This is a genomic window from Bradyrhizobium sp. Kon69 (assembly GCF_055807515.1).
In genome coordinates this window covers 39,252-61,578 of record NZ_JBVVOS010000018.1, presented here as the reverse complement: position 1 = coordinate 61,578, position 22,327 = coordinate 39,252, and the positions used below count along the sequence as shown (strand labels likewise).

General features: G+C 64.1%; 20 protein-coding genes. 5 read left to right on the top strand and 15 right to left on the bottom strand.

The features are described from left to right. Nucleotides 1–2: 2 nt before the first annotated feature. The 6 genes from AC0L3U_RS23435 to gltX form a co-directional block, all read right to left on the bottom strand. Complete coding sequence (locus tag AC0L3U_RS23435) at nt 3–860, bottom strand: carbohydrate ABC transporter permease (RefSeq protein WP_473363381.1); 858 nt, start codon at nt 858–860, stop codon at nt 3–5. Next, nucleotides 853–1,776, bottom strand: coding sequence for a carbohydrate ABC transporter permease (locus AC0L3U_RS23430; protein WP_473363380.1), 924 nt, complete (start codon nt 1,774–1,776; stop codon nt 853–855). The genes AC0L3U_RS23435 and AC0L3U_RS23430 overlap by 8 nt, the downstream gene beginning before the upstream one ends. Beyond that, the gene (locus tag AC0L3U_RS23425; RefSeq protein ID WP_473363379.1) at nt 1,773–3,059 is read right to left on the bottom strand and encodes an ABC transporter substrate-binding protein; all 1,287 of its coding nucleotides are present in this window, start codon (nt 3,057–3,059) and stop codon (nt 1,773–1,775) included. The genes AC0L3U_RS23430 and AC0L3U_RS23425 overlap by 4 nt, the downstream gene beginning before the upstream one ends. A 57-nt stretch (nt 3,060–3,116) precedes the next feature. Then, nucleotides 3,117–4,295, bottom strand: coding sequence for an ROK family transcriptional regulator (locus AC0L3U_RS23420; RefSeq protein ID WP_473363378.1), 1,179 nt, complete (start codon nt 4,293–4,295; stop codon nt 3,117–3,119). 176 nt (nt 4,296–4,471) lie between these two features. Next, complete coding sequence (gene gltA / locus AC0L3U_RS23415) at nt 4,472–5,776, bottom strand: citrate synthase (protein WP_473349793.1); 1,305 nt, start codon at nt 5,774–5,776, stop codon at nt 4,472–4,474. 181 nt (nt 5,777–5,957) lie between these two features. Then, the gene (gene gltX, locus AC0L3U_RS23410; RefSeq protein ID WP_473363377.1) at nt 5,958–7,385 is read right to left on the bottom strand and encodes a glutamate--tRNA ligase; all 1,428 of its coding nucleotides are present in this window, start codon (nt 7,383–7,385) and stop codon (nt 5,958–5,960) included. Nucleotides 7,386–7,551: 166 nt separating this feature from the next. Between gltX and AC0L3U_RS23405 the strand changes: the two genes are divergently transcribed. The 4 genes from AC0L3U_RS23405 (at nt 7,552) to AC0L3U_RS23390 (ending at nt 12,319) form a co-directional block, all read left to right on the top strand. Then, nucleotides 7,552–9,228, top strand: a complete 1,677-nt coding sequence (locus AC0L3U_RS23405) for a glutamine--tRNA ligase/YqeY domain fusion protein (RefSeq protein WP_473363376.1) — start codon at nt 7,552–7,554, stop codon at nt 9,226–9,228. A gap of 9 nt (nt 9,229–9,237) precedes the next feature. Further along, complete coding sequence (locus AC0L3U_RS23400; RefSeq protein WP_473363375.1) at nt 9,238–9,624, top strand: YybH family protein; 387 nt, start codon at nt 9,238–9,240, stop codon at nt 9,622–9,624. An 86-nt stretch (nt 9,625–9,710) separates the two neighbouring features. After that, a complete protein-coding gene (locus tag AC0L3U_RS23395; RefSeq protein ID WP_007610829.1) occupies nt 9,711–9,944 on the top strand; it encodes a DUF2171 domain-containing protein in 234 nt (77 codons plus the stop codon). Nucleotides 9,945–10,039: 95 nt separating this feature from the next. Then, nucleotides 10,040–12,319 carry a ComEC/Rec2 family competence protein gene (locus tag AC0L3U_RS23390; RefSeq protein ID WP_473363374.1) on the top strand — a complete coding sequence of 760 codons (2,280 nt, stop codon included), beginning with the start codon at nt 10,040–10,042 and terminating at the stop codon, nt 12,317–12,319. A 9-nt stretch (nt 12,320–12,328) separates the two neighbouring features. Here AC0L3U_RS23390 and AC0L3U_RS23385 read toward each other — a convergent pair whose 3' ends face one another. The 7 genes from AC0L3U_RS23385 to AC0L3U_RS23355 form a co-directional block, all read right to left on the bottom strand. Then, a complete protein-coding gene (locus AC0L3U_RS23385; protein WP_473363373.1) occupies nt 12,329–13,270 on the bottom strand; it encodes a GAF domain-containing protein in 942 nt (313 codons plus the stop codon). Nucleotides 13,271–13,491: 221 nt separating this feature from the next. Further along, the gene (locus AC0L3U_RS23380; protein ID WP_473363372.1) at nt 13,492–13,926 is read right to left on the bottom strand and encodes a hypothetical protein; all 435 of its coding nucleotides are present in this window, start codon (nt 13,924–13,926) and stop codon (nt 13,492–13,494) included. Between the two features lie 464 nt (nt 13,927–14,390). Continuing rightward, on the bottom strand, nt 14,391–15,092 hold the full coding sequence (gene lexA, locus AC0L3U_RS23375) for a transcriptional repressor LexA (RefSeq protein ID WP_027567131.1): 702 nt from the start codon (nt 15,090–15,092) through the stop codon (nt 14,391–14,393). Between the two features lie 175 nt (nt 15,093–15,267). Continuing rightward, nucleotides 15,268–16,479, bottom strand: a complete 1,212-nt coding sequence (locus AC0L3U_RS23370; RefSeq protein ID WP_473363371.1) for a molybdopterin molybdotransferase MoeA — start codon at nt 16,477–16,479, stop codon at nt 15,268–15,270. A gap of 226 nt (nt 16,480–16,705) precedes the next feature. Further along, entirely contained in the window at nt 16,706–16,897 is a 192-nt protein-coding gene (locus AC0L3U_RS23365) for a hypothetical protein (RefSeq protein ID WP_473363370.1), read from the bottom strand. 170 nt (nt 16,898–17,067) lie between these two features. After that, nucleotides 17,068–17,694 carry an HAD family hydrolase gene (locus AC0L3U_RS23360; protein ID WP_473363369.1) on the bottom strand — a complete coding sequence of 209 codons (627 nt, stop codon included), beginning with the start codon at nt 17,692–17,694 and terminating at the stop codon, nt 17,068–17,070. Nucleotides 17,695–17,708: 14 nt separating this feature from the next. Then, complete coding sequence (locus tag AC0L3U_RS23355) at nt 17,709–18,842, bottom strand: alpha-hydroxy acid oxidase (protein ID WP_473363368.1); 1,134 nt, start codon at nt 18,840–18,842, stop codon at nt 17,709–17,711. A 307-nt stretch (nt 18,843–19,149) separates the two neighbouring features. Here AC0L3U_RS23355 and AC0L3U_RS23350 point away from each other — a divergent pair, with 307 nt between their 5' ends. Next, complete coding sequence (locus AC0L3U_RS23350; protein ID WP_473289202.1) at nt 19,150–20,487, top strand: S41 family peptidase; 1,338 nt, start codon at nt 19,150–19,152, stop codon at nt 20,485–20,487. A 194-nt stretch (nt 20,488–20,681) separates the two neighbouring features. Here the strand turns inward: AC0L3U_RS23350 and AC0L3U_RS23345 are convergent, their stop codons facing one another. Further along, nucleotides 20,682–21,536, bottom strand: a complete 855-nt coding sequence (locus AC0L3U_RS23345; RefSeq protein WP_473289200.1) for a DMT family transporter — start codon at nt 21,534–21,536, stop codon at nt 20,682–20,684. 83 nt (nt 21,537–21,619) lie between these two features. After that, nucleotides 21,620–22,234, bottom strand: coding sequence for a TetR/AcrR family transcriptional regulator (locus tag AC0L3U_RS23340; protein ID WP_473363367.1), 615 nt, complete (start codon nt 22,232–22,234; stop codon nt 21,620–21,622). Between the last annotated feature and the right edge of the window lie 93 nt (nt 22,235–22,327).

Sequence of the window (22,327 nt, the reverse complement as noted above, 5' to 3'; positions counted from 1 at the left end):
GATCATTTCACGGCCCCGGCGGTGAGGCCGCGCACGAAATACTTGCCGCCGATCAGATAGATCAGCAGGGTTGGCAGCGCGGCGATCATCACCGCCGCGCTTTGCACGCCATGCTGCGGGATGTCGGCGACCGCGGCGGATAGCGCGATCAGCGCGGCGGTGACCGGCTGCTGCTGACCGGTCGTGAATGTCACGCCATAGAGAAACTCGTTCCAGATATGCGTGAACTGCCAGATCACGGTGACGACCAGAATAGGCGGCGAGAGCGGCAGGATAATGCGCCAGAAAATACGAAAGAACCCTGCACCATCGATGCGCGCAGCTCTTATCAAATCCTGCGGGATGGCAGTGTAGTAGTTTCGGCAGAACAAGACGGTAAAGGAGAGCCCCTGGATCGTGTGGATCACGACCAGGCCGGTTAGCGTGTTCATCAGGCCCGTATCGCGCAACACGATGGTCCAGGGAAGCAAGCGCATCTGCTGGGGAAGGAAGAGGCCAAGGGTCACGATGCCGTAGATCCAGCTATCGCCGCGAAAACGCCAGAGCGACACGGCGTAGCCGGCGACAGCACCGAGCAGGGTCGAGAAAATCGTCGCGGGGATGGTGACCAGCGCGGAGTTCAGCATGTACGGCCGGATGCCGGCGCAGGTCTCGGCGACGCAGAAACCGCTCCAGGCCGCAGCGTAATTGCTCCACGCCCATTGCTTCGGCCAGCCGATCATCGAGGCCTGCGCGATCTCCTCGTTGGTGCGCAGCGAGTTCAGCACGACAACAGCCAATGGCGCGAGCCACGCTGCAGCGACCAGCGAGACGACGAGATAGATCAGAATCCGGCCTGGCGTGAATGTTCGCTCACGCATGGATCGCCCGCCGCCGCTGGACATAACGCCACGCTGCATAGGGCAGCAGAACCGCGAGAAGAATGAGCAACATGAGCACTGCCGCCGCCGCTCCCCGTCCGAGCAGGCTGCGCTGGAACATCAAATCATAGACGACGAGGGCAGGCAGCTGGGTGGCGATCCCGGGCCCACCATTGGTGAGCGCGCGGACGAGGTCGAAGGTCGAAATCGCGAACTGCAGCTGGATGACGATGACGGTGATGGTGATCGGCCAAAGGGTCGGCAGGATGACCCGCCGGTACATTCGGATCGGTCCGGCGCCGTCGATCTGCGCGGCCTTGATCAGGTCGGCGTCGACGGAGCGGAGGCCGGCGAGGAACAGCGCCATGGCGAAACCGGAGGACTGCCAGATCGCAGCGATGACAATGGTCCAAATCGCCATGTCGCGATCGATCAGCCAGTCGAACCGGAAGGAGATCCAGCCGAGGTCGCGGACCAGCTTCTGGATCCCGAGGCCAGGATTGAGCAGCCAACTCCAGACCGTGCCGGTGACCACGAATGACACCGCTAAGGGATAGAGGAAGATGGACCGCAGCAGGTTCTCGCCGCGAATGCGCTGATCGAGCAGGATTGCAAGGATGAGGCCGGCCGCTAAACTCAGCAACACGAAGGCGCAGCCAAACAGCAGCAGATTATCCAAGGCAATCTGCCAATTCCGCGATGCTGCAACCGCAGAATAGTTGCGCAAGCCGACCCACCCCGCGACCGGGACCAGAGTGGACGGCGTGAACGATATCCAGATCGTCCACAGCGTAAACGCAATGAGGTGCGCGGCGGACAACAGCAGCGGCACCCAGATCGTCAAATATTCGGGCAGCCGGCGTACCCAGTCAGGGGCCGCCGGCCGGCCCGGTGTTGTCGAGACGGCGATCGTCAACGTGAGCTCTCGACAGCGTCGGCGAGGCGTATGGCCGCTTGCTCCGGCTTGATCGTCTTGTTCTTCACGTACTCCGTGATCGCGTCGATGATCGCTGCGGTCATGCCGTTTTCCTGCGCCATATTGTGCGCAAGACTGAGGACGGCCTGATTGCTGGCGATCGCGTCTTTCAGGGCTGCTGCGGTCCGCCGTTGACCGTCCGACCAGCCTTCGCCGGAGAGATCGACGTCGGTGCGCACGGGGATCGATCCCGTGATCTGCGAATACATGGTCTGGATCGCTGGATCCATGACGAGCTGGGCCATCAGCGTCTGGCCGGCTTGCAGGTCGGGCTCCTTGCGCTGCCAGAATATGAAGGCATCGGCATTCAACAGGAAGACCGGCTTGCTATTGTCGCTCGGGCCCGGGGCGATGATGAAGTCCTCGAACTTGAAGCCGGCGTTGCGCAAGACGCCCTGCGCCCAGCCGCCCATGATCATCATCCCCATGTCGCCGTCGACGAAACGCTTCAGGTTGGTCGAAAAGTGCTGGGCGCCGACGTTGGGGTCCATCCAGTCGGCAATCTTGCGCACCTGTACGAAGGCCGCCTTTATCTCGGGGCCTTCCAGGGCCTTCTTGTCGAGGTCCATGATGGCTGCGCGGTATGCGGTGGGACTGATGCCTGCCAAAGCGGCCTCGAATTTTTGGCCGTCGTCCGCGCGGGTGCCACCGTTGGCGATGGGATAGGGGACGCCGCCTGCTTTCATCTTCTCGGCGAGGTCGTTGAATTCAGCCCATGTGACGGGGATCTTGTCGGCCTTGGCCTTGTCCATCGCGCGTTTGGAGAGAAACAGCATGTTGGTGCTGTAGATCTGCAACGGCAGTGCAATCCACTTGCCCCCCGGCTTGTGCAATTTTGCAAGGTCTGGCGCGACAACCTTTTCGTAGCCGGCGGCAGCGACGACGGCATCGAGATCGACGGTTGGGGCAATCTTCGACCAGGCCGCGATCTCGGGGCCCTTGAGCTGCGAGCAGGCCGGTGGATCGCCGGCCATGATCTGGGCACGCAGCTTGTTCATCATCTCGGTGGTGAAGCCGGGGACGGGGGAGTGCTGCCAAACCCCGCCTTTCTCCTCGAATTTCTTGCCGAGCGCCGTGATGGCGGCACCATCGCTGCCTGCGGACCATTGCGAGATCGCAGTCAGACGCGGCTTGATCGCGCCTTGCGCGCGGGCAAATGCCGGCAGCGCGAGCGCGGCTGCAGATCCGGCGAGCAGTTGGCGCCTTGTTGTCGTGATCGGCATGGCAAGTTCCTCCCGGTGTGAACTCTTTCGCGCGAGAGCCGCGCGGCATCAGGTTTCTCAGGCGGCCTCGGCCGATGCGGTCGGCATGCCGCCGCGGCAAGCGAGGCAGAAAGCCGCGAACGCCAGCGCCGCTCGCGGATCGTTGCCATTCGATGGCGGCACGAAAGCGAGCGACACTTGCGCGTGCTTGCGGCCGCCCAACAGGCAGGCGTCGATCCCCGCGACGAGCGCGTTGCGATCGTCCTCGGAGAGAAGCGAAGGCCAGCCGCTGATCGCGACGCCCTTGCAAGGCTTCACGTTCAGCGTGTTGCCGATCGCAAGGCCCAGCCGGAACAGCCGCCGGCGCAATTCCTGCCGCACGCGCGACGAGAGCGGTATCGCGGCGACCCATTCGCTGCCGAGTTCAAGCAACTCGGCTTCGGCGACGCCAAGAAGGTCGGCCAGGGCGGGAAGCGACGTATAGGCCTCGACGCAACCATGATGACCGCAGCGGCAAATTGGACCGTCGGCTTCGAACACCATGTGGCCGAGCTCGACCGGCTGGAGGGCGTCGTCCTCGACCGGATCATCCATCCAGGTGCCCGCGACGCCCTGACCGACGAAGACGAAGAGATGCGCGCCGCTGAACGGATAGTTCTCCGTGCGGCAGCGATGAAAAATGGCGTGCGCGACGACCGAATTGGTGAACTCGACCGGCACGCCTGCAAACGTCCCGCCGAACATCTCGCTGATCCGCCCGACATCGCAGGGAATGATCGGATTGCTTGACGCGCCCGAGCGGCCGAGGCCCGGAATGGAGACGCCGATCTGCGCGAGGGAGATGCGCCGGCGCTGCGTCCAGTCGCGCAGCAATGTCATCGCCTCGCGAAACGCCCGGCCGACGGTCGCTGCGGTCGGCGCCTTCGGCAGCGGCACATGCCCGGTGTCGTGCAGTTCGCCCGACAGGCCCCCGATGCCGACGCTGAGCCGCTGGGTGGTTAGCTCGAAGGCCGCGAGCGCCAACGTCCCGTCGAGCGAGACGAGGCCGGTCGGGCCACCGACATAGGGGGCAGGGCGCCGTACTTCCTCGATCAGGCCTTCAGCCTTCAGGTCGAACAGGATGCGCGACAGGCTCGCTTCCGACAGGCGCACGGCCTTGGCCAGCGGCGGGCGAAACGACCCGCCTGACTGAAGCAGATGAGTCAAAATGGCAGCACGCGTCTGCCGCCGACTTCTCGGCTGCTCCGGCATTTCCATCCCTGTCGTCATTCTTACTTAGAGTAAGAATGCGCGCGGACCATTTCGGCTGTCAAGCGATCGCCGACGCATTGCGCCGACTTGTTGTTGTGCGCGGCAGCAAGATTGTATCAGCGCAAAACAAAAACGGCGCCATCTTGTGATGGCGCCGCTTCGAAGGCCGTGATGGCTCGACCTTACTTCCGGTTGTTGATCGCGACGTAGTCGCGCTTGGTGACGCCGGTATAGAGCTGGCGCGGACGGCCGATCTTCTGCTGCGGATCCTCGATCATCTCGCTCCACTGGCTGATCCAGCCGACGGTGCGGGCGACCGCGAACAGCACGGTGAACATCGAGACCGGGAATCCCATCGCCTTCAGCGTGATACCCGAATAGAAGTCGACGTTCGGGTAGAGCTTGCGGTCGATGAAGTACTGGTCGCTGAGCGCGATCTTCTCGAGCTCGAGCGCCACCTTCAGCATCGGATCGTCGCCATGGCCGGTCTCCTTGAGCACGGCGTGACACATCTTCTGCATGATCTTGGCGCGCGGATCATAGTTCTTGTAGACGCGGTGACCGAAGCCCATCAGGCGGACTTCAGAGTTTTTGTCCTTCACCTTGGCGATGAACTCGGGGATCTTGTCGACCGAGCCGATCTCGGCGAGCATCGCCAGCGCTGCTTCGTTGGCGCCGCCATGCGCCGGGCCCCACAGGCAGGCGATGCCGGCGGCGATGCAGGCGAACGGGTTGGCGCCGGAGGAGCCGGCGATACGCACCGTCGAGGTCGAGGCATTCTGCTCGTGGTCGGCGTGCAGGATGAAGATCTTGTCCAGCGCGTCAGCCAGGACCGGGTTGATCTTGTAGTCCTCGCACGGCACGGCGAAGCACATATGCAGGAAGTTCTCGGCGAACTTCAGCGAGTTCTTCGGATACACGAAGGGCTGGCCGACCGTGTACTTGTAGGCCATCGCAGCCAGCGTCGGGATCTTGGCGATCATGCGCATGGAGGCGATCATGCGCTGCTTCGGATCGTTGATGTCGGTGGAGTCGTGATAGAACGCGGCGAGCGCGCCGACAGCCGCCACCATGATCGCCATCGGATGGGCGTCGCGGCGGAAGCCCTGGAAGAAGCGGGCCATCTGCTCGTGCACCATCGTGTGATGGATCACGCGGTCGTCGAAATCCTTCTTCTGCGCGGCGGTCGGAAGCTCCCCGAACAGCAGCAGATAGCAGGTCTCCAGGAAGTCGCCGTTCTCGGCGAGCTGCTCGATCGGATAGCCGCGGTATTCCAGCACGCCCGCGTCACCGTCGATATAGGTGATCTTGGACTGGCAGCTCGCGGTCGAGGTGAAGCCCGGGTCGTAGGTGAACAGGCCGGACTGGCCGTAGAGCTTGCCGATATCGATGACGTCGGGCCCGATGCTGCCGCTGTGGATCGGAAGATCGAAATTCTTATTTCCGACCGTCAGTGTGGCGGTCTTATTGCTTGGTTTTGCGTCCATCAGAGGTCCCCGATGTATGGTGAAACGGGCCGGACCCGGAGGCCCCTAAGCAGATGTTGGGGCAGGCCGGATGTTCCAGAAGGTACGGGTGAGATGGGTATATTATTGCTGTGTGCGCTGCAAGATGGCGCCGCGCATGGTCGACTTACGTCGTAGCCTGGTCCTTAGCGCGGTCCTCGGCCTATTCCGTGGCCTGATCTTTAAGCCGGCCCAGGCTTTCCTGGCGTCCCAGGACGTCCAAAACCTCGAATATGCCGGGCGACGTCGTCCGTCCCGTCAGCGCCGCCCGCAGCGGCTGGGCGACCGCGCCGAGCTTGAGACTATTTTCCTCGGCAAAGGCGCGCAGCGCGGCTTCCGCATTGGCCGCGCTCCACATCTCGACTTTCTCCAGCGCGGAACGAAGCTGGCCGATCAACTTGCGGTTCTCGGGCGTCAGCAGCGCTGCCGCCTTCGGATCGAGCTCCAGCGGCCGGTCGGCGAAGATGAAATAGGCGCCGTCGATCAGCTCGATCAGCGTTTTGGCGCGCTCCTTCAGGGCCGGCATGGCCTTCAGCAGCTGCGCGCGCGTGGTGTCGTTTAACTTCGCCTTAAGCTCGTCGCGGCTGGGCACGACGTGGTCCAGCACGTCCTCGAACATCTTCACGAGTGATTGATCGTCGGCATTGCGGATGTAGTGGCCGTTGAGGTTTTCCAGCTTGGCGAAATCGAAGCGCGCTGCTGCGCGGCCGACGCTGGCGAGGTCAAAGGCTGCGATCATCTCCTCGGTCGAGAAGATTTCCTGGTCGCCATGGCTCCAACCGAGCCGGACGAGATAGTTGCGGAGCGCGGCCGGGAGGTATCCCATGGCGCGGTAGGCATCGACGCCAAGCGCGCCGTGCCGCTTGGAGAGTTTTGAGCCGTCCGGGCCGTGGATCAGCGGGATGTGGGACATGCTCGGCAGCGTCCAACCCATCGCGTCGTAGATCTGCTTTTGGCGGGCGGCGTTGATCAGATGGTCGTCGCCGCGGATGACATGGGTGACGCCCATGTCGTGGTCGTCGACCACCACTGCGAGCATGTAGGTCGGGTTGCCATCGCCGCGCAGCAGGACGAGGTCGTCGAGATTCTCGTTCTGCCAGACCACGCGACCCTGGACCTGATCTTCGATCACGGTTTCGCCGGTCTGGGGCGCGCGGAGCCGGATGGTGGGTTTCACGTCGGTTGGGGCCGTCGCCGGATCGCGGTCGCGCCACAGGCCGTCATAGAGGCGGGTGCGGCCTTCCGCGCGCGCCTTCTCGCGCATCGCGGTGAGCTCCTCGGCGGTGGCGTAGCAGCGATAGGCCTTGCCCTCGGCGAGCAGCTGCTCGGCGACCTCGCGGTGGCGTGCGGCGCGGCTGAACTGATAGATGACGTCGCCATCCCAGCCGAGCTCCAGCCATTTCAGGCCGTCGAGGATGGCGCCGATCGCCGCCTCCGTGGAGCGCTCCCGGTCGGTATCCTCAATCCGGAGCAGCATCTTGCCGCCGTGCTTCTTCGCATAGAGCCAGTTGAACAGCGCCGTGCGCGCGCCCCCGATATGGAGGAAGCCGGTCGGCGAGGGAGCGAAGCGGGTGACGACGGGAGAGGTCATTCTTGGCAAGGCCTATGCATTGGAGGCGGTGGTATATAACAGGACCGGTGCATAACTAAAGCCCGGCAGCGGGCCGCCAAGGGTTGCTTGAGACCTTGCTTAAGCCCTTGGCTCAGCCAAGGGAATTTGGCAGAAGGGCCGCTGATTTCCCTACAGGATTTTCGTAATGACAGAACCGGTGGCGAACGAGGTTGGGCGCGATTTCATTCGTGACATCATCCAGGCCGACCTCGATCAGGCCAAATACCGGGAGATCGTGACCCGGTTCCCGCCGGAGCCGAACGGCTATCTCCATATCGGCCACGCCAAGTCGATCGCGCTCAATTTCGGCATCGCCCAGGAGTTTCCGGGCCGCTGCCATCTGCGCTTCGACGACACCAATCCGGTCAAGGAAGAGCAGGAATATATCGATTCCATCCAGGCCGACGTGCACTGGCTGGGTTTCGACTGGGGCAAGAACCTGTTCTTCGCCTCGGACTATTTCGACCGCCTCTATGAATGGGCGGAGCAACTGATCCGAGACGGGCTCGCCTATGTCGACGACCAGACCCAGGAGGAGATCCGTCTTGCGCGCGGCACGCTGACCGAGCCCGGCAAGAACTCGCCGTTCCGCGATCGCACCGTGGATGAAAACCTCGACCTGTTCCGTCGCATGAAGGCGGGCGAATTCCCGAACGGCGCGCGCGTGCTGCGGGCCAAGATCGACATGGGTGCGGGCAACATCAATCTGCGCGACCCCGTGCTGTATCGCATCCTGCATGCGCACCATCCGCGCACCGGGACCAAGTGGAGTATCTATCCGAGCTACGACTATGCCCACGGCCAGTCGGACGCGATCGAAGGCATCACGCACTCGATCTGCACGCTGGAGTTCGAGGATCACCGGCCGCTCTATGACTGGTTCATCGAGAAGCTGCCGGTGCCGTCGAAGCCGCACCAGTACGAATTCGCGCGGCTGAACCTGACCTACACGCTGCTCTCCAAGCGCGTGCTGACCCAGCTCGTGCGCGAGGGCCATGTCGCGGGCTGGGACGATCCGCGCATGCCGACCATGGCGGGGATGCGCCGCCGCGGCGTGCCGCCGGCCGCCCTTCGCGAATTCGTCAAGCGTATCGGCGTGGCGAAGGCCAACAGCGTCGTCGACGTCGGCATGCTCGAGTTCTGCATCCGTGAGGAGCTCAACCGCACGTCGCAGCGGCGGATGGCGGTGCTGAAGCCGCTCAAGGTCGTGATCGAGAACTATCCGGAAGGGCAGACCGAGGAGCTCGAGGCGATCAACCATCCGGACGATCCCTCTGCCGGCACCCGGAAGATCACGTTCGGCCGTGAGCTCTATATCGAGCAGGACGACTTCATGGAGAACCCGCCGAAAAAGTTCTTCCGTCTGTCGCCCGGCAACGAGGTGCGGCTGCGCTACGCCTATTTCGTCAAGTGCACGGGCGTGATCAAGAACGAGGTCGGCGAAGTGGTGGAGCTGCGCTGCACCTACGATCCCGCCACCAAGGGCGGCAACGCGCCCGATGGCCGCAAGGTCAAGGCCACCATGCACTGGCTGTCGGCGGCAACATCCGTGCCCGCGGAAATCCGCATCTACAACCAGCTGTTTGCCAATCCGAGCCCGGACGCCTCGAACTTCGCCGCCGATCTCAATCCGCAGTCGCTCGAGATTTTGGCTGACGCCCGGATCGAAGCATCAGTCGCGGAAAGCAATTCGACCGAGCCGATGCAGTTCGAGCGCCAGGGCTATTTCGTGCGCGACAAGGACTCGACGCCCGGCAAGCCGGTATTTTCCAGGACCATCGGCCTGCGCGACACGTTCGCGAAGGAAGTTGCCAAAGGCTGAGGGACCACAATGAACGACGAAGCCGACGCGATCGTTTCCGCCATCATCGCGAAATGGTGCGCCGGCTTCGCCACGCTCGATGCGGCCGCGCTGTCGTCGCTTTATGGGAAGAATACGTTCTTCTTCGGCTCGAACCCGAAGCTCTACCGGGGCAGGGATGGCGTCGCAGACTATTTCAACGGCCTGCCGCGCTGGCGCCAGCCGAGCGCTGTGTTCTCCGAGGTGAAGGCGGCGCAGGTAGGTCCTGACCTCATCAACATGGCCGCAACGATCTCGTTCGATCTCGCCGGCGAACGCCCTGATTTCTCGGTCAAGATGAGCTGGGTCATCATGCGCGAGGACGGCGACTGGAAGATCGTCAATCACCATGCTTCGTCGCAGGCGCCGCTGATCTGACCAGCGGGCACACGGCATCGTCATTCTCGCGAGAGAGAACGAACGTGCGCCCTGCGCGTTGGGGTGGGTCCAACAAGGAACGCACCATGCAGAACATCGCAGAGCACATGGAAGTTATCGGCGCCGACGGCGTCCATATCGGCACCGTTGACAAGGTCGAAGGCAATCGCATCAAGCTGACGAAGAAGGACAGCGGCGAGGGCAGCCACAAAGGGCATCATCACTTCATCGATAAGGGCCTCGTCGCCGATATCGAGGGCAACAAGGTCCGGCTGTCGGCCAAGGCCGATGTCGCCGTGACGATGGAAGAGGAAAAGTAGCGGTCGCGCCCTTTCGTTCCTGATCCGTACCGCTATCCGCCCGCCTGCACGTTCCGGTAGCTTCGGCCTTCGTTGCGTATCATCGAGTGCAGGAAATGGCGGAGCCGGGCCGGCCGGTACGGTCGCAGGGGATCGCGGGGACGTGGCCCGCGGGCCGCACCGCGTCCGCGGGCGGCCTCGCGCCTGCAGGCCTCGACCTCTGGACCTCGCTGGCCGCGACCCTCCGCGCATGGCTACGCGCCGAGGCTGGCGCCGGGCGGCTGTTGCCGTGGGTGCCCGTCACGTTTGGCTGCGGCATCGCGCTTTATTTCTCTGCCGATCACGAGCCAGTACTGTTGGTCGTTGCCACGACCGCCATCGCACTCCTGCTCGGCGCGGCTCTGTTGCGGCGGAGCCGGCTGTTCGCCCCAGCCATCATGATCGCGGCGGTCGCGGCCGGCTTTGCCGTCGCGACCTGGAAGACGGCGCGGATCGCCCACCCGGTGCTGGCAAAGGCGCTCTATTCGGTGTCGTTGTCAGGCTTCGTCGAGGCCCGCGACATCCGCGAGCGTACCGATCGTTTCGTGCTGCGCGTCACGGCGATGGAGGCGCAACGCAGCGACGTCAGGCTCGAGCGCGTGCGCCTGTCGGTCCGCAAAGGCACCGCGCCGGAGGTCGGTAGCTTCGTTCAGCTGAAGGCACGGCTGATGCCGCCGCTCGCGCCGGTGCGGCCCGGCAGCTACGACTTTTCGCGTGACATGTTCTTCCAGGGCATCGGGGCCTCCGGCTTCGCGATGGGCGCAATCACGGTGGCGCCGCCGCCTGAGACCGCCGGCTTGCGGCTGCGTTATGCGGCCTTCATGCAAGGCCTTCGCGATGCGATCGATGCCCGCATCCGGGCGACGCTCGACGGCGACAACCGGGCGATCGCGACCGCGCTGCTTACCGGGCGGCGCGATGCGATCACCACGCCCGTCAACGATGCGATGTTCATCTCCGGTCTCGGCCACGTGCTCTCGATTTCCGGTTATCACATGGCCGTCGTTGCCGGTGTCGTGTTCTTCGCGGTGCGCGCGCTGCTCGCTGTGATCCCGGGACTTGCGGCCGGCTTCGCCATCAAGAAATGGTCGGCGGCCGCCGCGCTGGTCGCTGCTGCGTTTTACCTGCTGCTGTCAGGCGCGGAGGTCGCAACGCAAAGATCGTTCTTCATGACGGCGGTGGTGCTGATCGCGGTGATGGTCGATCGCCGCGCCATCACCTTTCGCACGCTTGCTGTCGCCGCGCTGATCGTGCTGGGGGTCGCGCCGGAAGCACTGGTGCATCCGAGTTTTCAGATGTCGTTTGCGGCAACGCTCGGGCTCGTCGCCTTGGTGCAGATCGGCATGCCCAATTTGTTTGCCTCGCCGGACCATTCGGCGACCGCGCGCATTGCGATGTGGGGTGGCCGCGAGGTCGCGATGCTGTTCATGGCCTCGCTGATTGCGGGACTTGCGACCACGCCCTACGCCGCGTTCCATTTCCACCGTGTCACGCCGTTCGGGGTGCTCGCCAATCTCGGCGCGATGCCTGTGGTCTCGGCGCTGGTGATGCCGGCGGGACTGTTGGGGCTGCTTGCTGCGCCGTTCGGGCTGGACAGCGTGTTCTGGTGGCTGATGGGGATCGGCATCGACTGGATGGTCGCGGTCTCGCGCTGGGTCGCGGCATTGCCGGGCGCCGTCGGCCGCATCTCGGCGTTCGGGATCGCGCCGCTGATCGCGGCGAGCCTGGGAATCATCCTGCTGGGCTTGTTGCGCACGCCGCTACGCTGGTCCGGCGCCCTGGTGCTGCTGGCAGCGATCCTCTGGGGACTGTCGGCGCGGCAGCCCGACATCCTGATTGCCGGGGATGGCGCGAGCGTTGCGGTGCGGGGCAGGGACGGACATCTACACCTGATCAGGACGAGCAAGGACAGCTTTCTGCTCAAGGAATGGCTCGCTGCCGACGCCGATCCGCGTGATGCGGGCCGAGCCTCTCTGGCCGATGGCGTGTCCTGTGACGAGTCCGGCTGCGTGACGCCACTGGCCGACGGGAGGCTGGTCGCGCTGGCACTGCGCGTCGACGCTCTCGCGGACGATTGCAGTCGGGCCACGCTGGTGGTGACGACACGCCCCGCGCCACCCGATTGCGCGGCGATGGTGGTCGATCGGCAACGGCTTGCCAGCCAGAGTGCGCTGGCGCTGACGCAGCGTGGTGACGGCTTTGTGGTTCACGCGGTGAGGGCGAGAGGCACGAGCCGCCCCTGGTTGCCAGCCGGCGCAGGCGAGGGTGATTTCGACGGCAGCCTTGCGCCGAAGGCGATCGCGCCCCGCATCAAGGACGCAACGCCGGCGGAGACCGACTTGCAGGCAGACGATTGATCGGATCGGTTACAAGTACCAGGCCAGTACGGCGTCGAGCCTGGAATTGCCGATGACCGGCAGGGCCACCATTCGGCTCAGTCCGGATGTGCAGGCTTCGAGACCGGCGACCGAGCCGTCATGCACCAGATCGGCGTTGAGCGCGGGCATGCCGGTGGCCCAGGCCCCGCCGATGCTGCCTTCGCCTCTGGCAATGGATTTATCCGCATAGAGCGCGGCAAGGTCGGTCTGCGCGCTGCAATCGCCGGCGCGGAACACCAGTGCCGAGCGGGTCTCGTTCGGGATCCAGATCTCGAAGCGTCGCGCAATCGGCGTGGCCTGCGCGGAGAGGAATGTCAGGACCCAGGTCTGGTCCGCGCTCGTCCGATAGGGCACGCCGACGCCGAAATTGATCCCGACCTTGGCCGCGTCCTCCCAGCGCAGAAAACTCCTGGCGTCGTGCAGGTCCTTTATGATCAGCGGCAGGCCCGCCTTCCAGGTGCGGCCAGGCAGGCCAAAGCCGCGAGGAAATTTGGTGTGGCGGGAGTTGAATTCAAACATGTCGGCAGTGCCGTAATAGCCGTCGACAAGCCCCATCTCGTGGGAGGCATCAGGGTCGTTGTGCCAGAGCTCGATCGCCCCAACATGCGCTTCGTCCTCGCCGCAGAACAGCACCATGACGGCTTGCAGGAATTCACCCGCAAACACCGGCACCGCGACGCCGCAGGTGAGGCCGGCCGCGAGCGCCTGATCGGTCCGTTTGAAATAGGAGTTGGCGAATTTGGTGAGGATCACGGGGTGGCCCGCGGCCCAGGCCTTGCCCGGAAGTCCCTCGTCATATCCGAAGTGCAGCTCTTCGCTGACGGCCTTGAACGCGGACAGCCCTTCGCCATAGAGACCGCCACCAAACTCCAGCCGCGTGCGCGTCCGATCGGGGACCCAGAGTTCAACGACGCGAAGGAAGGTTTTCATCGAGCGTGTCCGCCGTCTCAAGCCCTGACAGCATCGGTCATTTGGCTGCGAAGCGGACGTTCAAAATTCAGGCAGGGCGGCTCAAACTTCGTGCGGCGGAGACGTGCGGGCTTGGTCCATCCGATTGGATTTCGCGGACGCAAGCCGTACCATCTCGCCGGCCACGGCCGGCGATGGCAATTCAATCCTGACCCCCGACCTCGTAGCCGGAGACGGCTGTGTCAGCCGATCGGCAGGTGCCTGACGGTCGGCTGCCGGTCGGCGATAATCTGCGCCTTGTGCTCGCGCTCGGTGACCGACTGAGTCACCGGCAGTTGCAGCACGGTCGCGCGCTGGCCTTCGACGAGCTGCGTCACCAGCACGTATTTGCCGTCGGGGAATTCGATCGCGTCATGATGGCGGTCGGGAACGTGCGGGTCGATCTTGCCGAACTTGCCCACGCGGGAATTGATGGTGCGCGTCCAGATCCAGCGATTGTCGTAGCGAACGTCGTCGGCGAAGGCGAGCTCCGTTCCCGGCAGCAGGCAGACGGCAACAGACGGATCGGCCGCCGAGGCGAAGCCGCGCGTCGAGGTGCCGCGGAAGCTTGTCGTGACGATCGTCTCGCCGACTTCGGCGGGGCGCGACGCGACGGCATGCAGGCTGTAGTCACACATCGGGTGCTCCTCATGCTGGGATAGCAACCCGCGTCTCTTAATCGAGGCGCAGGCCTCTATCAGAGTTGAAGCATGAACGCTCTGCTTGGTTGTGGGCAAATCTGCGGCTGGTTTCCGTGAGCCGCGATCACATTATCTTTCCCGAATTCAATAGGAACAAAGCGAGTTGCGATGCATTCGGGAGGCGCGTGCGCGAATATCGCCGGCTTGACTGCAACGGTCGAGCTTGATCGCCGGCCGCCGTTTCCTCGAACACTTGTGCCGCCAACCAGTGCCGCTTCGTGGGCGTCGTGAGGAGCCAGCGCCGAAGGAGGGGCCGGATAGTCTGTGCAGAACCAGAAAGACTACCCAGCCGGAACGGACGATGATCCGCTCCAATCTCTGACCGGCGATGCCGATCGGAAGCGCGCGAGGCGCCAGGCACCTCCGGTATCAAGTACTCCCGGGATCAAGGACGCCCGGTATCAGTACTTCCGGTAAAGCCCGATCAGCTTGCCCTGAATCTTCACCCGGTTGGGCGGCAGGATGCGGACCTCATAGGCTGCGTTGGCGGGCTCGAGCGCGATCGAGGCGCCGCGGCGGCGGAAGCGCTTCAGCGTCGCTTCCTCGTCGTCGATCAGCGCCACCACGATGTCGCCTGTATCGGCGCTCTCGTTGCGCTGGATCAGCGCCATGTCGCCGTCGAGGATGCCGGCCTCGACCATGGAATCACCGCGCACTTCGAGCGCGTAATGCTCGCCCGAACCGAGCATGTCGGGCGGCACACTGATAGTATGGCTGCGGGTCTGCAACGCCTCGATCGGCGTGCCGGCCGCGATGCGGCCCATCACCGGCACCGCGACGGGACGTTCGCCGTCGTCCGCGGGCAGGCTGGAGCTCGCACGCACCTTGCCGAGATTGCCCTCGATGACGCTCGGCGTGAAGCCGCGGCGGCTGCCTGCGGCTGCCTGGAGCTCCGGCAGCTTGATGACTTCAATCGCACGGGCGCGGTTGGGCAGGCGTCGGATGAAGCCACGCTCCTCGAGCGCCGTGATCAGGCGATGGATGCCCGACTTCGAGCGCAGATCGAGCGCATCCTTCATCTCGTCGAAGGAGGGCGGCACGCCGCTTTCCTTCAGACGTTCACTGATGAACCGCAGAAGCTCGTATTGTTTGCGCGTTAACATCTCGACCAAAGTCCCCCGGTTGATGTCGTCCGATTATGAGACGCAGAATTCGGCAATAAGCCGCTACATACTCGAAACAAATCATGAACGGACACTATATGTTCGATACATGTTCCGCAACTGCTTAATTTACCGTGAACAGAGCAAAGTTCGCGGAACGCGCATTGCGGGACGCTCAGACGGGGAGCCGCAACACTTCGCAAGCCGTGCCGGCTTCGGCCTTCGGCGCGAACGGTGCGCGCACGAGAAGTACCTGTGCTGCAGCGAGATTCGCAAGCAGCGAAGAGTCCTGATGATTGACGGGAAGAACGACGCGTGTGCCGTCGTCACGCTCCTCCAGATGCGCGCGCAGATAGTCCTCGCGCTGATCGTTGGCGCCGATTTCGCGGCCGAGCACGGCGCGCTCACGGCGATGGTGAATCGCCGAACGGCCCGACAGGGCGCGAATCAGCGGCACCATGAACAGGAACGCGCACACGTAGGACGACACGGGATTGCCCGGCAGGCCAATCACACCCATTGCGCCGAGCCGCCCGTGCATCATCGGCTTGCCTGGCCGCATCGCGATCTTCCAGAACGCCATTGCGATGCCTTCGTCCCGCAGTGCCTGCTGGACCAGATCGTGGTCGCCGACCGATGCGCCGCCGGTCGTGATCAGGATGTCGGCGCCGCTCTCGCGGGCGCGGCCGATGCCGGCGGTGGTCGCCTCCAGCGTGTCGGCGGCAATACCGAGATCAATGGTCTCGGCGCCCTCGCTGCGGGCAAGCGCGTGCAGGGCGTAGCCGTTCGAGTAGACGATCTGGCCGTGGCCGGGCGTGGTGCCCGGCATCACCAGCTCGTCGCCGGTGGCGAGAATCGCGACTTTCGGACGTCTGAAAACGCCAAGGTGCGGATGGTTCATCCCGGCGGCGAGGGCGAGGTCGCGCTCGGTGAGACGACTTCCCTTGCGCAGGAGCACGTCGCCCTCGCGGAAATCGACGCCTGCGGGGCGGATGTGCCGACCGGCGATCGCGGCTTCCTTGATCGTGATGCGCTTGCCGGCGGCGACCGTGTCCTCCTGGATCACGACGGCGTCCGCGCCAAAGGGAACGACGCCGCCGGTGAAGATCCGCACGGCCTCGCCGGCGCCGACCGTCCCCGCGAAGGGTCGGCCCGCCGCGACTTCGCCGATGACGGTGAGCTCCGAATCGATCGTTGCGGCATCGGCCGCGCGCACGGCGTAGCCGTCCATGGCCGACATCGCTTGCGGCGGCTGCGTGCGCCTTGCCGCGACGTCACGCGCGAGCACGCGATGGTAGGCCTCGTCGAGGGAGATCATTTCTTCCGGCAGCGGCTCCGCACCCGCCAGCACCGCGGCAAGCGCGTCAGAAACCGGCATCAAGGCCACGGCGAAAACTCCTGCTCGGCACGTTCGGGCGAATGTTCCGCAAATCTTCTAGCCGAGCGCGGGCGCAGAGGCAAAAACGGCTGAGCGCGCGCAGTCATCCCGCCGCTTCACATTGTTCCGGAAGGCAGGATCGCGCGCGTCGTGGCATGATCCGAAGAACCCGACAGATCGGCAGGAGAGTGGTCATGGAAGGGCGAGAACGACGAGCGCCCCGGGCCTGGATCGATCAGCTCCCTGGCTGCCCGGGAGTTACGTCGGGCGCCTGGGGTCCCTGATCCTTGTCGGGCAGCGGATCGGCCTGGGATTTCAGGTCGGCGGCCTTGCTCACGAGCTTGGCGGAAAGCTCCGAATCTGAAGTTGTCCTCGCGAATTCAAGAAGAAGAGAGGCCTGCTTGGTGAGGTAGGTCTTGCCCAGCACGATGATGCATCCGTCCGTAGAAGTCCCAACGGACTCTAAGAGTCTGGAAGGTGGTATTCCGTTCCGGGAACTCTGTATAAAAATGCACAAAGTGATTGGGTTCCTCAGTTTCTTCCAAAATTGTTCCCGTTGGGCCGTGGCGCCAAGGGTTTCGCGACGACGCCTCGTCGTCAGATGCCCAATGCCTTCAATGCGTTCCCGACGTCACGCGGCGAGGTCACATGCACCGCCGTCAAGCCGCGCGCCCGCGCTCCCTCGATGTTTTCGGCAAGATCGTCGAAGAACACGATGCGCCCGGCGGGCACGCCGATCGCCGCAACGACGTGGTCGAAGGCGTCCGCATCCGGTTTGCGCAAGCCGATGCTGGACGACAAATACAGCTCGCGGAAATGGCCGAGGAGGTCGGCATATTCCCTTGAGAAATGGTCCACGTGCGGCCGGTTGGTGTTGGAGAAAGCGTAGAGCGGCATCTGCATCGCTGCGCGCGGCAGCAGCTCGGCGATGTCAGGCATTTCGCCGGCGAAGATCGCGTTCCAGCCTTCCAGGAACTGCGCGTCCGAAATGCCGATGCCGAGCGAGGCTCGCAGTGAGGCGAAATAATCCTCATCGCTGATCTTCCCCATCTCGTGCAGCCGATAGGCTTCGCTGTCCCGCACATAGCGCGCGACGATGGCTTCAGGCTTGCAGCCGGCATGTCCCGCCCAGCAGGCGATCGCCTTGGAGAAATCGATATCGAGCACCACGCGGCCGAGATCGAACAGAAGCGCATCCGCGCTGCCGGGAGAGAGCGATGTCACCTGCGTCCTTTCATTCAGTATCGATACGGCTCGTGGTCGAACAGCGGAAACGCGCTGAACACACTCGGCGCGTTGGTCGCGGTCGCCTGGTGCAGGCAGGATTTGTTGACCTCGGCGAACGAGGTCGCACCCAAGAGGCCGAGGCAGCGCAGCACTTCGTCCTCGAGCAGCTCCAGCATGCGGGCCACGCCGGCTTCGCCGGCCGCCGCCAGCGCCCAGCATTGCAGCCGGCCGATGCCGACGAGGTCGGCGCCCGCCGCGATCGCCTTGACGATGTCAGTGCCGCGACAGACGCCGCCATCGACCATGATCTTGGCGCGGCCGTTCACGGCCTCGACGATCTCGGGCAGCACGTGCATGGCGCCGCGACCATGATCGAGCTGACGGCCGCCATGGTTGGAGACGTAAATCCATTCGACGCCGTGATCGATCGCGATCAGCGCGTCCTCTGGCGTCGCGATGCCCTTGAGGATCAGCGGGATCTTGAACTTGTCCTTGATCATCTTCACCGTCCGCCACTCCAGACCCTTCTGGTAATCGCCGCCGGTGGCGCGCAGGCGGCTCTCGCGAACGTAGCGCTTGGCGATGTCACGTTCGCGACGGCTGTAATGAGCGGTATCGACGGTCAGGCAGAAGGCGGCATAGGCGTTCTTCTCAGCCCGGCTGACGACGTCGGCGACGAAGGCGTCGTCGCCGCGCACGTAGAGCTGGTAGAGGCGCAACGCGTCCGGCGCAGCTTCGGCGGTCTTTTCTAGGCCGGGCTCGGACACCGAACTGAGCATGTGCGCCGCACCGAAAGTGCCGCAGGCGCGTGCCACGCTCGCCGCACCATCCGGATCGAAGATCTCGAGCGCGCCGACGGGGGCGAGCACCACGGGCAGGCGCATCTTGCGGCCGAACTGCTCGACTGAGCCTGTAACCTTGCGGACATCGCGCAGCACGCGCGGGCGGAAGGCGATCTCGTCCAGCGCCATGCGGTTGCGACGCATCGTGGTCTCGGTCTCGGCCGCGCCGACGATATAATCCCAGGCATTCTGGTTGAGGTTGGAACGCGCTTTCCGGATGAATTCATGCAGATTCTGGAACGGCTCGGTGCTGGCGCCGAGCTCGACGTTCCTGTCCGGTTGGATGCGGGGTGCTTCGTTCATTGTTATCCTCCCGAGAATTTGAAGCCTTCCCTCATCGCCTAACCCGTCCGGGGCGCCAAAACCATCCTAAAATCGCATGGCTGCGAGGCGTGGGCCGGCCGGCCGACCCCCCGCTGCGCACGAACCGGGTCCTGCAACGTTGCCGAAAGTTTAGGTCCGGACGAAGGGATTTTTACGCTGTACCCGCCGGCGTGGCATCCCGGCCTTGAAGAAACCAGAATGGTATTGTGAGAAGCAGGCTGGATCGCCATTTGCATGGCGGCTCTCCAGCCCCACCGAACCGCGAAGCAAAAAGGCCAGCCTATCCATGCGGAAAACCCTGCTGTTTCCACTGGGCGCGCTCACCGGAGCGTGTCTGACCCTTCTGGTAGCCAGTCCGCACGGCGGCGTGTGGGCGGCACGGGCGGCAGCGAGCGCGGATGACGCCTATTCCAAGCTCAATCTGTTCGGCGAAGTGTTCGAACGGGTGAAGGCGAGCTACGTCGAGAAGCCTGACAATGCCAAGCTGATCGAAGGCGCGATCACCGGCATGGTGACCTCGCTCGATCCGCACTCGCGCTACATGAACGACAAGGCCTGGACCGAGATGCAGGAGACCACCTCCGGCGAGTTCGGCGGGCTCGGCATCGAGGTCACGATGGAGGACGGCCTGGTCAAGGTCGTCTCGCCGATCGACGATACGCCGGCCTCCAAGGCCGGCATCATGTCGGGCGACCTGATCAGCAAGATCGACGGCGATGCCGTGCAGGGCATGACGCTCGAGCAGGCCGTCAACAAGATGAAGGGGCCGGTCGAGACCCAGACCAAGCTCACGATCGTGCGCAAGGGGGCCGACGCCCCGCTCGACGTCGCGATCAAGCGCGAGATCATCCATGTGCGCCCCGTGCGCTTCCACGTCGAGAACGGCGATATCGGCTATATCCGCGTCACCTCGTTCAACGAGCAGACCACCGATGGCCTGAAGAAGGCGATCGCATCGATCTCCAAGGACGTTCCGCCGGAGAAGCTGGTCGGCTACGTGATGGACCTGCGCAACAATCCGGGCGGACTGCTCGACCAGGCCGTGTCGGTGTCGAGCGCGTTCCTGCAGCGTGGCGAGGTCGTCTCGACCCGCGGCCGCAATCCGGAAGAGACCCAGCGCTTCACCGCGCATGGTGGCGACCTCACCAAGGGCAAGCCGCTGGTGGTTCTCGTCAATGGCGGCTCGGCCTCGGCCTCGGAGATTGTGGCCGGCGCGCTGCATGACCACAAGCGCGCGACGCTGATCGGCACGCGCTCGTTCGGCAAGGGCTCGGTGCAGACCATCATTCCGCTCGGCACCGGCAACGGTGCGCTGGCGCTGACCACGGCGCGCTACTACACGCCCTCGGGCCGCTCGATCCAGGCCCAGGGCATCGCGCCCGACATCGAGATCCTCCAGGACGTGCCGCCCGAGCTGAAGGGCCGGATGGACACCATGGCGGAGTCCCAGATGCGCGGCCATCTCCAGGCGGCCGATGGCACCGAGCAGACCGGATCGCAGTCCTATGTCCCGCCGGAAGCGAAAGACGACAAGGCGCTGCATACGGCCTACGACTTCCTGCACGGCCAGACCGCGAATGCGGTCGCCGCCAAGCCGGCGCCGAAGGCTGCGGTGCCGAACTAGGCCCTCGCGACGGTAAAGTATTGATCGCCCGGGAGCGGATAGCCGTTCCCGGGCGAACTTTTTTCGGAACGCTGTGTCAGATCGGGTTCATGGCTGCGAAGGTGGCCTCGTAGCAGCCATCGCGCTCGGCCCAGCGCCGGGCGCGAAGTCGCAGCGATGCGACTTCAAGGTTCAGCTTGACCGAGCGCTCGGTCTTAACTGTGTCTCGGTCTTAACTGTGTCATGGCGACGCCGGAGATCGCGAGCAGCCCGCCGATCATCAACTTTGAAGTCATGTGTTCGCCAAGGAACATCACGCTCGACATCAAGGCGAACACCGGAAGCAGCAAACCGAAGGGCGCGACGCGGCCCATGGAGCAACGCCCGATCAGCCAGAACCACAGGCCAAACCCGACAATTCCCCCGATAAAAATCGTATAGGCGAGTGCCAGCCAACCACGTCCATCCGCCGTGACGAGGCTCGCGAGTTGTCCATGTTCAAGGAGCAGCGACATCAACATGACCTGCGGCACCGTGAGCAGCGAGGACCATCCCATCAACATCAGGGGGTCAAAAGGGCCGTAGCGTTTCGTCAGGACATTGGACACCGCGAATGCGAAGGCTGCCCCGACCACGAGCAGCAGTGGAAGCGCGTTTGCGGACGGGCCGGGCTCCGCCGCCAACACGACCACGCCGACGAATGCAAGCACCACCCCAGCGGAAGTGGTGAGAGACGGCCTCTCCGCGAGCAGCGGCCACGCCAGCAGGACGGTGAAGGGCGTGGCGAGTTGATAGACGACGGCCGACATGGTTCCCGAGCCGAGCCCAAGGCCGACATAGAAGAGGCCGAAGTTCAGCCCACCGAGGAAGATCGAAATAGCTGCGATGGGGCCGAACTGCTGACGCGCGGGCTTTTTGACGAAGGGAACGAGCAGGAGCGCGATGGCCAGGAAGCGCAGAGCGAGGAAGAAGAGGGGCGGAAACTCCGTCACCCCCACTTTGATGGCGACGAACTGGTAACCCCAGAGCAAGGGGACGGCCACCGCACAGACGATCTGGATGGCAGACATGGCATTCTTCCTTTCAAGACCGTTCGGTCTATATATTGGCGCGCCAACGGCGGATGCGGCCGAAACCTGATGAAACGGGTTGTCTACCTGATGAAGCGGCCGAGGAGAGCGTCAACGGTGGCTTGCGACGTGATCCGCGCCGGTGCCGTTTTGCCGACGACGCGCAGCCCCTCGACGAAACACACGAGAATCTTCGCGGCAGTTGAAGGCTCGACGGTATCGGCCAGCTTGCCCGCCGCCTTCGCACGGGACAGCGCATCAGCCACCCTGGCCTCCATGGCTTTGAAAAAGCTCCCGATGCGGCGATCAACTTCAGCGTCACGGCCAGCCAGCTCCATGGCCGTGGCCACCAGCAGGCATCCGCGCCGGCCATTGGCGCCGCTCGTTCGGTCGACGTAACCGGCAAGATAGGCCCGCAAGCCGTCGATCGGCTCTCGGCGGGGGTCGAGTTCGACATCCATCCGTGTCAGGGCATCGGCGACGTAGCGATCAAGCGCACGCAAGAACAGCGAGTGCTTGTCTCCGAAAGCGGCATAAAGGCTGCCACGCGAGAGCTTCGTTGCCCGGAGAAGGTCGGGTAGCGCCGTGGCGTGATAACCGCGCGACCAGAACACGCCCATCGCCTGCTCGACCGCAGCTTCCGCGTCGAAACTTCGGGGACGGCCACGAGGCAATTGCACAGGGGTTTGGCGGCGCATTGCCGATATATAGACCGAATGGTCTTTAATTCCTAGGGGCCCGCCACCGCCGTTTGGCCGTCCGCCGACGTTTCTGCTTGGCCTCCCGAACCG

Bases quoted from the DNA above. Each gene is read 5' to 3' on its own strand.
- AC0L3U_RS23435 (WP_473363381.1), bottom strand. From the start codon at position 860: ATGCGTGAGCGAACATTCACGCCAGGCCGGATTCTGATCTATCTCGTC.
- AC0L3U_RS23425 (WP_473363379.1), bottom strand. From the start codon at position 3,059: ATGCCGATCACGACAACAAGGCGCCAACTGCTCGCCGGATCTGCAGCC.
- AC0L3U_RS23420 (WP_473363378.1), bottom strand. From the start codon at position 4,295: ATGGAAATGCCGGAGCAGCCGAGAAGTCGGCGGCAGACGCGTGCTGCC.
- gltA (WP_473349793.1), bottom strand. From the start codon at position 5,776: ATGGACGCAAAACCAAGCAATAAGACCGCCACACTGACGGTCGGAAAT.
- gltX (WP_473363377.1), bottom strand. From the start codon at position 7,385: ATGACCTCTCCCGTCGTCACCCGCTTCGCTCCCTCGCCGACCGGCTTC.
- AC0L3U_RS23405 (WP_473363376.1), top strand. From the start codon at position 7,552: ATGACAGAACCGGTGGCGAACGAGGTTGGGCGCGATTTCATTCGTGAC.
- AC0L3U_RS23400 (WP_473363375.1), top strand. From the start codon at position 9,238: ATGAACGACGAAGCCGACGCGATCGTTTCCGCCATCATCGCGAAATGG.
- AC0L3U_RS23395 (WP_007610829.1), top strand. From the start codon at position 9,711: ATGCAGAACATCGCAGAGCACATGGAAGTTATCGGCGCCGACGGCGTC.
- AC0L3U_RS23390 (WP_473363374.1), top strand. From the start codon at position 10,040: ATGGCGGAGCCGGGCCGGCCGGTACGGTCGCAGGGGATCGCGGGGACG.
- AC0L3U_RS23385 (WP_473363373.1), bottom strand. From the start codon at position 13,270: ATGAAAACCTTCCTTCGCGTCGTTGAACTCTGGGTCCCCGATCGGACG.
- AC0L3U_RS23380 (WP_473363372.1), bottom strand. From the start codon at position 13,926: ATGTGTGACTACAGCCTGCATGCCGTCGCGTCGCGCCCCGCCGAAGTC.
- lexA (WP_027567131.1), bottom strand. From the start codon at position 15,092: ATGTTAACGCGCAAACAATACGAGCTTCTGCGGTTCATCAGTGAACGT.
- AC0L3U_RS23355 (WP_473363368.1), bottom strand. From the start codon at position 18,842: ATGAACGAAGCACCCCGCATCCAACCGGACAGGAACGTCGAGCTCGGC.
- AC0L3U_RS23350 (WP_473289202.1), top strand. From the start codon at position 19,150: ATGCGGAAAACCCTGCTGTTTCCACTGGGCGCGCTCACCGGAGCGTGT.
- AC0L3U_RS23345 (WP_473289200.1), bottom strand. From the start codon at position 21,536: ATGTCTGCCATCCAGATCGTCTGTGCGGTGGCCGTCCCCTTGCTCTGG.
- AC0L3U_RS23340 (WP_473363367.1), bottom strand. From the start codon at position 22,234: ATGCGCCGCCAAACCCCTGTGCAATTGCCTCGTGGCCGTCCCCGAAGT.